The following is a 10680-nucleotide window of genomic DNA, read 5'->3' as shown; positions in this document are numbered from 1 at the left end:
GGCGTTGGTGTGGGCCCCGGGGCCCCCCCCCCCCCCGCCCCCCCCCCCCCACGCCCGCGCCGGCACAGTCGTCCCCACCCGCCAGCGAGCAGTAGACCGCCTCGGCAGTGCCACGTGCCCCATCCAGCACCCGCCCCGGGCCGGCCGCGGCCAGGACGCCGATGATCGCCGCCACCACGGCGGCCAGGCCGACGTACTCGGCGGTGGACTGGCCGCGCTCACCCGGGGAGGCGAGTCGGCGGGCGGATGGTGACACGTCTTCGATGCTGGCCGCGGCCACGCCGACCGGGCAGGGCTCCCGGGCCCAAACCGGGGCCCAGATCCGGGGCCCAGATCCGGGTCCCGCTCTGGGCCCCGGCTTGGGCCCGAACGAAGTCCGGGATCGGGTGAGCCGGACCGGGTCAGAGCGAGACCGGCACGGGCAGGCCGGCCACGACCGTCACGGGCTTGTCGCTGACCGCGCCGTCGGACGCGATCGTCAGGGCGTGCCGCACCAGGTCGGTGCCCTCGACGGCCCAGGCCGTCACCGTCCAGCCATCGGCCGCGGCCGAGGCCGTCGGGGCGGTGACCTGAGCGCCGTAGGAGGCCACCGTGCTGTCGCGGAGCTTGGTGCCCGACTCGTTGAGGCCGGAGCGCCACTTCACCTCGTCGAGGGAGTTGATGCGATAGGAGTACGTCGAGAAGGACCGGGTGGCGTCGAGGAACGTCTCGGCGACGGCCGTGGCCTTCTCGGGGGTGTCGAGGCTGACGGCGGCGTCGGCGACCATCTCGTTGAAGGCGTCGGGCGCCCCGGAGAGCAGCAGCGCCCGGTCGTCCTCGGCCAGCGCCACGAAGAACCGCTGCGGGTGCGGGACCGTGTCCGAGTTCACGTCGATGATCCGCCAGCCGGTCAGCCACGGCGCGTCGAGCGGGCTCAGGCTGGTGGTGGACTGTTCGAGCAGCGCGGCCCGCGTCGGGTCCGTCGTGGCCAGCGCGGTGGCGAGTCGGGAGCGCACGTCGGTCTCCTTCGTGGTTGTGCTCGTGGTGGACGAGGCGCTCGGCTCGGAGTCTCCGGACCCGCAGCCGGTGGTCAGCGCGAGCAGGGCCGTCGCCACCAGTGAGGCGGCGAGGCGGTGCCGGTGCGCGAGTCCGGCCATCGGTGTCGTTCCTCTCCGTCGGTCGGCGGGCCGCATCAGTGCGCCCTGTCCCAAAAGCCACCGTAGTAGTCGGGGTAAGACTGCCCGTTCGTCGACGTCACGAAACCACCGTTGTAGAACTCCTGCTCGACGGCGTCGTAGCCGGCTTGTCGCGCTTCCTCGTCGCTGGCGCCGGCCTGCACGGCGGCGTCGTAGGCGGCTGTGTACTGGTCCTCGCCGGGCTGGCTCGACACGTCGTAGCCGGCGGCACGGAACTCCTGGGCGGCCTGGATCTGCTGCACCGTGCCGTCGGTCTCCTCGGCGATCATGTCGTGGACGTACTGGTCGCGGCTGAGATTCTGGACGTCGGCGCTGCGGCCTTCCGTGCTGTACCTCGCGTGGTTGGCCTCGTGGACCAGGGTCGAGGGGTCGGTGAAGCCGTCGCCCAGGACGATCTCGGTGCCGTTCCAGTAGGCACCGGTCGTGCCGGGGTCGATCCGGATCGGGATGTCGTTGTCGGCCAGCCACTGCAGCGTGTCGCGCCCCCGCTGGGTCGAGAGCATCTCCTTGACCAGGTCGGAGTCCGGGTCGAGCCCGTCGGGGATGTCGACGTCCTCGGGGTTGGTCGGGCCACCGCTTCTCCCGTCCGGCCCTTGGTCGCCGCCCTCGTCCTGGCCGCCGTGCTCACCGCCCGATTGGTCCTCGGAGCCGCAGTCGCCGCCCCCGCCGACGGCGCTCGCGAGGTGGCAGAAGGCCGAGTCGATGGTGCCGCCGGCACCTTTCAGGACACCTGGTGCCACGAGCAGCAGCAGGCCGATGACGGCCACCACGACGGTGGCCAGGCCGACGTACTCGGCGGTGGACTGGCCGCGCTCACCTCGCGAGGTGAGTCGGCGGGGACTCAGGGACACGCGAACGATGATCACCCGGCGCTCCGCCGTGGGACAGGGCTCCCGGGCCCACGTCGGGGCCTAGATCCGGGCCTAGAACGGGCCCAGGTCGCGACCCGCCGAACAACTTCGCTAAACGCTCGACATCATGTATCTTGATATCAAGACAAGTGAGTCGAATCGACCAAGGCATGCCTTACTTTCGGGGCCGGTCAGCCGGAGGGCAGGATGGAGTACGACGAGGCTTGCGCACAGCGGAGAGCACGCGACTAAGGAGTTGACGGCGGTGGCTAGCAAGGACAGCTTCGGTGCCAAGAGCACCCTGGACGTCGAGGGGACGTCCTATGAGATCTTCAAGCTCGACGCGGTGACGGGGGAGGGGCTCGCCGACGACGCAGTGGCGTCGCTCCCTTATTCCCTCAAGGTCCTGCTCGAGAACCTGCTGCGCACCGAGGACGGCGCGGACATCACCGCCGACGACATCCGGGCGCTGGCGGGCTGGGACGAGACCGCCGAGCCCGACAAGGAGATCCAGTTCACGCCGGCCCGAGTGATCATGCAGGACTTCACCGGCGTGCCCTGCATCGTCGACCTGGCCACCCTCCGCGAGGCCGCGGCCGACCTCGGCGGCGACCCGAGCAAGATCAACCCGCTCGCGCCGGCCGAGATGGTCATCGACCACTCCGTCATCGCCGAGGTCTTCGGCACCCCGGAGGCGTTCGAGCGCAACGTCGAGATCGAGTACGAGCGCAACCGCGAGCGCTACCAGTTCCTGCGCTGGGGGCAGACCGCCTTCGACGACTTCAAGGTGGTCCCGCCGGGCACCGGCATCGTGCACCAGGTCAACATCGAGCACCTCGCTCGCACCGTCTTCACCCGTGAGGTGGAGGGAGTCCTGCAGGCCTACCCCGACACCTGCGTCGGCACCGACTCCCACACCACCATGGTCAACGGTCTGGGCGTGGTCGGCTTCGGCGTCGGCGGCATCGAGGCCGAGGCCGCGCTGCTCGGCCAGCCGGTGAGCATGCTCATCCCGCGGGTGGTCGGCTTCAAGCTCCACGGCGACCTGCCCGAGGGCTCCACCGCCACCGACCTGGTGCTCACCATCACCGAGATGCTGCGCAAGCACGGCGTGGTCGGCAAGTTCGTCGAGTTCTACGGCGCCGGCGTCACCGCGCTGCCGCTGGCCAACCGGGCCACCATCGGCAACATGAGCCCCGAGTTCGGCTCCACCATCGCGGTCTTCCCGATCGACGAGGAGACCATCAACTACCTCAAGCTCACCGGCCGCTCCGAGCACCAGCTCCAGCTGGTCGAGGCCTACGCCAAGGCCCAGGGACTCTGGCACGACCCCGCCGCCGAGCCACGCTACTCCGAGCGCCTCGAGCTCGACCTGGCGACCGTGGTGCCGAGCATCGCCGGGCCCAAGCGGCCGCAGGACCGCGTCGAGCTGACCGACGCCAAGACCTCCTTCGCCGGCCACCTGCCGACCTACACCTCGGCCCCCGACGCGAAGGTCCCGGTCACGCTGTCCGACGGCACCTCCTTCGAGCTGGAGAACGGCGCGGTCACCATCGCCTCGATCACCTCCTGCACCAACACCTCCAACCCCTCGGTGATGATCGGCGCGGCGCTGCTGGCCAAGAAGGCCGTCGAGAAGGGGCTGACCCGCAAGCCGTGGGTCAAGACCACGCTGGCGCCCGGCTCCAAGGTCGTCACCGACTACTACGAGAAGGCCGGCCTGACGCCGTACCTGGAGAAGGTCGGCTTCAACCTGGTCGGCTACGGCTGCGTGACCTGCATCGGCAACTCCGGCCCGCTCATCCCCGAGATCTCCGCCGCGGTCAACGAGAACGACCTCGCGGTGGTCTCGGTGCTCTCGGGCAACCGCAACTTCGAGGGCCGGATCAACCCCGACGTGAAGATGAACTACCTCGCGTCGCCGCCGCTGGTCATCGCCTACGCCCTGGCCGGCAACATGAACGTCGACCTGCTCAACGACCCGCTGGGCACCGACCACGACGGCAACCCGGTCCACCTGGCGGACATCTGGCCGAGCCCGGCCGAGGTGGAGGCGACCATCGCCGAGGCGATCGACTCCGACATGTTCTCCAAGGACTACGCCGACGTCTTCGCCGGCGACGAGCGCTGGCAGAACCTGCCGACGCCGACCGGCAACACCTTCACCTGGGACCAGGACTCCACCTACGTCCGCAAGGCGCCCTACTTCGACGCGATGAGCCTGACCCCGTCGCCGGTCTCGGACATCGCCGGCGCCCGGGTGCTGCTCAAGCTGGGCGACTCGGTCACCACCGACCACATCAGCCCGGCCGGCAACATCAAGGCCGACAGCCCCGCCGGTCAGTACCTCGCCGGCCACGGCGTCGCGCAGCGCGACTTCAACTCCTACGGCTCCCGCCGGGGCAACCACGAGGTCATGATCCGCGGCACCTTCGCCAACATCCGGCTGCGCAATCAGATTGCGACGCCCGGCGCTGCATTGCCGGAGGGCGGCTACACCCGCGACTTCACCCAGCCCGACGGTCCGGTGACCTTCGTCTACGACGCCTCGCGCAACTACATCGAGCAGGGCGTCCCGCTGGTGGTGCTGGCCGGCAAGGAGTACGGCTCCGGCTCGTCCCGCGACTGGGCCGCGAAGGGCACCTCGCTGCTGGGCGTCAAGGCGGTCATCGCCGAGTCCTACGAGCGCATCCACCGCTCCAACCTGATCGGCATGGGCGTCGTCCCGCTGCAGTTCCCGGCCGGCCAGAACGCCGACTCCTTCGGCCTGACCGGCGAGGAGACCTTCACCATCACCGGCATCGAGGCGCTCAACCAGGGCACCACCCCGAAGACCGTCCACGTGTCGAGCACTCTGCCGGATGGGGGGCAAGGCGCGGAGTTCGACGCGGTCGTCCGCATCGACACCCCCGGCGAGGCGAACTACTACCGCAACGGCGGCATCCTGCAGTACGTCCTGCGCAACCTGGTCAACGCCGGCTGACCCTTCTCGCCACGTCATACGCCCTGGCTGCCCCGGCAGCCAGGGCGTATGACGTTGCCGGCGAGGATGTGTGGTCAGATAGGACAACCCCACAATTGCCCCACAATTGATGAAATAGTCCCCGACTTGACGGAGTGCCGACTCTTGCCCAGCCGACCGATCCGCTTGCTGCTCGTCCTTCTCACCCTCACCCTCGCGGCACCGTTGACCGCGATGCCCGCCCACGCCGAGGCGAACATCGCTGCCGGAAACTGGGGGATCTACACCGGCGGCCGCGACGGCGTCTACACGGCCTACGCCCAGGCCAAGGGAAAACGGAAGAGGACGCTGGCCAAGGCCGCGCTGCAGCCGCGAGCGGCCTGGCTCACGGCCGCGACCCCGATGGACAAGGTCGAGCTCTACTTTCGGGAGTACATCGACAACACGCAGCACGGCGACCCCGACAAGCTCGTCCAGATGACGATCTTCCGGGAGTTCCCGCGCACCGAGGCACATCGCGACATCCCGCTCACCGCCCAGGAGCAGGCCGACTACCGGGAGTGGATCGACCGCGCCGCGACTGCGATCGGCGACACCCGTGCCCTGATCCTGCTCGAGCCCGACCTGCCGGAGAACGCCCCCGAGGCCGGCAAGGCCAAGGGGCTCGAGGTCGCCGACCCGGAGGTCAGGCTCGGTCTGGTGAGGTACGCCGCCCAGAAGCTGGCGGCGCTGCCGCGCACCACCATCTACCTCGACGCCGGCGCCGCCGACTGGATCGACGTCGGCCGGATGGTGCCGGTGCTCCAGGCCGCCGGGATCGAGTACGCCCGCGGCATCTTCGTGGGCGCCACCCACCGCACCAGCGTCGGTGCGGACGCGGTCTTCGCCGGCCGGGTCATCGACGCGCTTGCGGCTGCCGGCCACCCGGGCAAGCGTGCCGTGCTCGACACCGCCGACAACGGCCGGCCCTACACCACCCGGCAGTTCAAGCGGAAGCATCCGCGAGGAAACTACAACGACCCCGTCGTGTGCCGCTCCAAGCGCGAGAAGCGCTGCCAGACGATCGGTGTGCCGCCGACCACCGATGTCACCGCCCCTCGGCCTGCGCTGAAGCTCAAGCCCAGGCAGGCGGCCGCCGTGGCGACGTACGTCGAGGCGTTCTTGTGGATCGGCCGGCCCTGGATCGGCAATAATGGCGCGGAGTTCTCGGCCAGTCGGACCGCGCAGGTGGTGCGCACCTCGCCGTTCCTGTGACCGGATGAGAACCGGGCCCCAGCCACGTGGCTGGGGCCCGATCCCGTCTCCCCGGGGCGGGTTCTCAGGCGACGCGCAGGCCCAGCCTGGCGAGCACGGCCTCGACCAGGCGCTGTGAGACGCCGGCCTTGGCCAACAGCCAATCCTGCACCTCGCTCCTGTGGAGCAGCTTGGAGTCGGCTAGCACGTCGAGATGGGCGTCATCGAGGGCGAGCACGATCCGGACCAGCACCGGGGCCAGGTCCAGGTCCCGGGCGTGCTCGACGAACCGGTCGACGATCCGGACGTCGGCAGTGGTCGGCACGTTGACCATGCCGGCCAGTGTCGTCTGCTCGACCTCGTGCAGCGTCGGCAGGATGCGCGGCCACACGTCGTGCTCGGCGATGGCGTGCACCAGCGAATCGCGGGCCGAGGCGGTGACCGCGTCGACCTGGCCGACCAGCCGGGCACAGCTCTCCTCCGACAGCGAGGTCAGCAGCGTCACCGCGGCGTCGTAGGCGTCGGCCTCGGCGGCCGCCCGGATCACCCCGGCCAGCCGATGGTCGGGAAGCCGCGCCACGATGGCGTCCAGCGCCTCCGGCTCCTCGGTGAACAGCGCAACTCGTAACAGCGCGTCGTCGGTGGCAGTCTCCACGACCCCCATCGCGACCTCGACGTCCACCACGGAGACGAACCGGCCGAGCACCAGATGCTCGCCCGCGTCGAGCAGGCGACGTCCCACGTCGATGACGAGGTCGTCGTCGAGGGCACCGATGATGGGCTCGACCCGCTTCGGGTCCAGCGACACCGCCAGCCTGGCCAGGAACTCGGGGTCGAGATGGCCGGCCAGCCGGGACGCCTCGCGCGGGTCGAGCACGCCGGCGACTCGCGCCGACAGCATCGGGCCGAGCGCCAGCTTGGCGATCTTGGCGGTCACCCCGGTCGGCAGCAGCCGCGACAGCGAGGCCAGCAGCAGCACCCGCTGCTCGTTGCGGGCGAACATCGCCGACGAGATCCAGGCGCGTAGCTCGCGCAGTCGCTCCGGCGAGGAGTCGGTCAGGAACGACAGCTCCGTCTCGGGCACCCGCAACTCCTGGGCGAGCTTGGTGATCTCGATCCGGCTCAGCAGGTCACCCACGACGACCTCCCGGGAAGAGCAGCTTCTGCGCGGTCCCGCGCAGCAGCTTGGGGACGAAGCGCAGCGCCTCGTCCAGTGCCTTGTCGAAGGCGACGTCCTCGTCGGTCATCGCCCTCGCGACGGCGGTGTCGAGCCGGCCGAGCTCGTCGGGCGCGTAGGCCCGGAACGGCGAGAGCTGCTGCTCAGTCACCCCGATCCGATTGGCCAGGCTGGCCAGCTCACCACTCATCCCAGGTCCCTCCGGTCGCTGTGACTGCTCCCACATTACCCGACAGTAGGGATCTGGATGTCAAGTGCCGAGAGGAGTCCGCCGACTGATCGCGGAGACGACGGACCCTACAGTTGAGCCATGCTCGTCGCCTTTTCCATCGCCCCCGCGACCGCCGACCCAGACGGCGGCGTGGCCGAGGCCGTCGCCGCGGCCGTCAAGGTCGTGCGTGAGTCCGGCCTCCCCAACGAGACCAACGCCATGTTCACCAACATCGAGGGGGAGTGGGACGAGGTGATGGCGGTCCTGAAGCGCGCCGTCGATGTCGTCGCCGCCCGCTCGCCGCGCGTATCCCTGGTCCTCAAGGCCGACATCCGACCGGGCTGGACCGGCGAGATCACCGCGAAAATCGAGCGAGTGGAGCAGGCGCTCGAGGGATGAGCGAGCCCTCGCTGGTCATCCTCGGCGCCACGCCGACGCCCCGGCGTCGGCGCTACGTCCTGGTCGGCGCGGGGGTGCTGGCCGTCATGATCGTCGCCGGTGCCGCCTCGGTGCCGATGCTGCGGGGTGAGACGGAGGTCCACCGCGCCGACCGGGTCTACCGGGGACTGGGCGACGTCAGGGTCTACGAGGGGCTCAGCGTGGGGCACACCTCCGGTGAGGTCGACTACGGCGTGGTGCCACCGGTCGGCGGCGCGCACGACCCCGCCTGGCTCGCCTGCGGCAGCTACGACGAGCCGGTCCGCGATGAGAACGCCGTCCACGACCTCGAGCACGGCGCGGTCTGGATCACCTACCGGCCCGATCTCGCCCCGGACGAGATCGCGATGCTACGGAGCAGGCTGCCGAGCAACGGCATCATGTCGCCGTACCCGGGGCTGGCGGGACCCGTCGTGATCACGGTCTGGGGCCGTCAGCTCGACCTGACCGGGGCGGACGACTCGCGACTGGAGCTGTTCATCGCCACCTTCGGCCATGGCGAGACCGCTCCGGAGCCCAACGCCTCGTGCGCCGGCGGCATCTCCGACCCCGGGGGCCGGACGACGACGGCGGTCTGAGGGGGACGCCCTCGCGGCGCGCCGTCGGCTGCATGGCGCGCCGAACAGAGCGGTAACGTGCCCCTATGGGTCTTCTCGATCGGATCTCCTCACCACGAGACCTCGACGTGCTCTCCGACGGCGAGCTCGAGGTGCTGGCAGCGGAGATCCGCGACCTGCTGGTCGCCTCCACCGCCAAGAACGGCGGCCACCTCGGTCCCAACCTCGGCGTCGTGGAGTTGACGCTGGCGATCCATCGGGTCTTCGACTCCCCGCGCGACAAGGTCGTCTGGGACACCGGTCATCAGGCCTACGTCCACAAGCTGCTCACCGGCCGCGCCGCCGCCTTCGACGCCCTGCGTCAGGAGGGCGGCCTCTCCGGCTACCCGAGCCAGGCGGAGTCCGAGCACGACCTTGTCGAGAACTCCCATGCCTCCACCTCGCTTTCCTACGCCGACGGCCTCGCCAAGGCTTACTGCATCCGCGGCGAGGAGCGGCACGTGGTCGCCGTCATCGGCGACGGCGCGCTCACCGGCGGGATGGCCTGGGAGGCGCTCAACAACATCGCGGTCGCCAAGGGCAGCAGGCTGGTCATCGTCGTCAACGACAACGGCCGCTCCTATCAGCCCACCATCGGCGGGCTCACCACCGCGCTCGCCTCGCTGCGCACCAACCCGCGCTACGAGCGGGTGCTCGACGTCGTGAAGCGTCGGCTCCCGGCGCTCCCCGGTGGCGGGGCGACGTACGACGTCCTGCATGCGGTCAAGAAGGGGCTCAAGGACGCGCTCGCGCCCCAGGGGCTCTTCGAGGACCTCGGCCTGAAGTACGTCGGTCCGGTCGACGGCCACGACCGGGTCGCGATGGAGCACGCGCTGAAGCAGGCCAAGGGCTTCGGCGGCCCGGTGATCGTCCATGCCATCACCCGGAAGGGCTTCGGCTACGACGCCGCGGAGCTCAACGAGATCGACCAGCTCCACCAGACCGACCCGTTCGACGTGGCCACCCAGACGCCGCAGCCGAAGGGGCGGATCTGGACCGACTTCTTCTCCGAGGAGATCGTCGCGCTGGGCGCCGAGCGGCAGGACCTGGTCGCGATCACCGCCGCGATGCTGCACCCGGTCGGCCTGGACCAGTTCCAGGCGCGCTTCCCGGAGCGCACCTTCGACGTCGGCATCGCTGAGCAGCACGCCGTGACCTCGGCCGCCGGGTTGGCGATGGGTGGTCTGCACCCGGTCGTCGCGGTCTACGCCACCTTTCTCAACCGCGCCTTCGACCAGGTGCTGATGGACGTCGCGCTGCACCGCTGCGGCGTCACCTTCGTGCTCGACCGGGCTGGGGTGACCGGCAACGACGGCGCCTCCCACAACGGGATGTGGGATCTCTCGATTCTCCAGGTCGTGCCCGGCATCCGGCTGGCCGCCCCCCGCGACGGCGCCCGGGTGGGGGAGCTGCTGCGCGAGGCGGTGTCCGTCGACGACGCGCCGACGGTGCTGCGGCTCCCCAAGGGCGCCCCGCCGGCCGACATCCCGGCCATCGGCAAGGCCGGCGGCGGCGACCTGCTGTTCCGCCGCGGCACCAAGGACGTTCTGGTGGTGGGTGTCGGCGCGATGGCAGGCGTGGCGATGGGCGTGGCGGAGCGACTGGTGGCGCAGGGACTCGGCGCGACCGTCGTCGACCCGCGCTGGGTGATGCCGGTCGATCCTGCACTGGTCCAGCTCGCGGCCGAGCATCGCCTGGTCGTCTCGATCGAGGACAACGGCGTGGTCGGCGGGGTGGGCGCGGTGCTGCTGCAGACCCTCGCCGCGGCGGGGGTCACCACCCCGGTGCGTATCCACGGCATCCCGCAGCGGTTCCTCGACCACGCCAAGCGGGAGAAGATCCTGGAGCGGATCGGCCTGACCCCCCAGGCGATCGCCCGCTCCGTCACCGAAGAGCTCGCCGAGTCGGCAGAAGTGCGGGTCTGAAACCCGCCGAGTCGGCAGAAGTGCGGGTTCGCCGCCTGCACTTGTGCGCACTGGGGCCTCCTGAGACCGGCACTCCTGCCGACTCGGCGAGGATGTTACTGGCTGGTAATGG

The 10680-nt window shown here is 70.3% G+C and carries 9 protein-coding genes; 5 read left to right on the top strand and 4 right to left on the bottom strand.

Features of this window, described 5'->3' with window-relative positions:
- Positions 1-401 precede the first annotated feature (401 nt).
- Together QM595_RS02125 and QM595_RS02120 are read right to left on the bottom strand one after the other, a co-directional pair.
- Entirely contained in the window at positions 402-1136 is a 735-nt protein-coding gene (locus QM595_RS02125; RefSeq protein ID WP_415169872.1) for a hypothetical protein, read from the bottom strand.
- Between the two features lie 35 nt (positions 1137-1171).
- Positions 1172-2026, bottom strand: coding sequence for a hypothetical protein (locus QM595_RS02120; RefSeq protein ID WP_415169871.1), 855 nt, complete (start codon positions 2024-2026; stop codon positions 1172-1174).
- Between the two features lie 265 nt (positions 2027-2291).
- On the opposite strand from QM595_RS02120, the gene acnA reads away from it, so the two are divergent.
- Together acnA and QM595_RS02110 are read left to right on the top strand one after the other, a co-directional pair.
- Positions 2292-5009 carry an aconitate hydratase AcnA gene (gene acnA / locus QM595_RS02115; RefSeq protein ID WP_415169870.1) on the top strand — a complete coding sequence of 906 codons (2718 nt, stop codon included), beginning with the start codon at positions 2292-2294 and terminating at the stop codon, positions 5007-5009.
- A 165-nt stretch (positions 5010-5174) separates the two neighbouring features.
- Positions 5175-6242 (top strand): glycoside hydrolase family 6 protein, encoded by a 1068-nt coding sequence (locus tag QM595_RS02110; RefSeq protein WP_415169869.1) that lies wholly within the window; start codon positions 5175-5177, stop codon positions 6240-6242.
- Positions 6243-6306: 64 nt separating this feature from the next.
- Here the strand turns inward: QM595_RS02110 and QM595_RS02105 are convergent, their stop codons facing one another.
- Both QM595_RS02105 and QM595_RS02100 read right to left on the bottom strand, forming a co-directional pair.
- Positions 6307-7359 carry a hypothetical protein gene (locus tag QM595_RS02105; protein ID WP_415169868.1) on the bottom strand — a complete coding sequence of 351 codons (1053 nt, stop codon included), beginning with the start codon at positions 7357-7359 and terminating at the stop codon, positions 6307-6309.
- The gene (locus QM595_RS02100; RefSeq protein ID WP_415169867.1) at positions 7352-7588 is read right to left on the bottom strand and encodes a hypothetical protein; all 237 of its coding nucleotides are present in this window, start codon (positions 7586-7588) and stop codon (positions 7352-7354) included. The genes QM595_RS02105 and QM595_RS02100 overlap by 8 nt, the downstream gene beginning before the upstream one ends.
- Before the next feature lie 120 nt (positions 7589-7708).
- Between QM595_RS02100 and QM595_RS02095 the strand changes: the two genes are divergently transcribed.
- The 3 genes from QM595_RS02095 (at position 7709) to dxs (ending at position 10568) form a co-directional block, all read left to right on the top strand.
- Entirely contained in the window at positions 7709-8008 is a 300-nt protein-coding gene (locus tag QM595_RS02095) for a thiamine-binding protein (protein ID WP_415169866.1), read from the top strand.
- Positions 8005-8625 carry a DUF3105 domain-containing protein gene (locus tag QM595_RS02090; RefSeq protein ID WP_415169865.1) on the top strand — a complete coding sequence of 207 codons (621 nt, stop codon included), beginning with the start codon at positions 8005-8007 and terminating at the stop codon, positions 8623-8625. Before QM595_RS02095 ends, QM595_RS02090 begins: the two co-directional genes overlap by 4 nt.
- Before the next feature lie 65 nt (positions 8626-8690).
- Positions 8691-10568, top strand: a complete 1878-nt coding sequence (dxs, locus tag QM595_RS02085; RefSeq protein WP_415169864.1) for a 1-deoxy-D-xylulose-5-phosphate synthase — start codon at positions 8691-8693, stop codon at positions 10566-10568.
- Positions 10569-10680 lie beyond the last annotated feature (112 nt).

The organism is Nocardioides sp. (assembly GCF_047607185.1).
Taxonomy (GTDB): Bacteria; Actinomycetota; Actinomycetes; order Propionibacteriales; family Nocardioidaceae; genus Nocardioides.
Note: the sequence above shows the minus strand (reverse complement) of the source record. Positions and strands in the feature narration are given on the sequence as shown.

Excerpts from the sequence above, each read along its gene's own strand:
- QM595_RS02125 (WP_415169872.1), bottom strand. The coding sequence starts at position 1,136 with ATGGCCGGACTCGCGCACCGGCACCGCCTCGCCGCCTCACTGGTGGCG.
- QM595_RS02100 (WP_415169867.1), bottom strand. The coding sequence starts at position 7,588 with ATGAGTGGTGAGCTGGCCAGCCTGGCCAATCGGATCGGGGTGACTGAG.
- QM595_RS02095 (WP_415169866.1), top strand. The coding sequence starts at position 7,709 with ATGCTCGTCGCCTTTTCCATCGCCCCCGCGACCGCCGACCCAGACGGC.
- QM595_RS02090 (WP_415169865.1), top strand. The coding sequence starts at position 8,005 with ATGAGCGAGCCCTCGCTGGTCATCCTCGGCGCCACGCCGACGCCCCGG.
- dxs (WP_415169864.1), top strand. The coding sequence starts at position 8,691 with ATGGGTCTTCTCGATCGGATCTCCTCACCACGAGACCTCGACGTGCTC.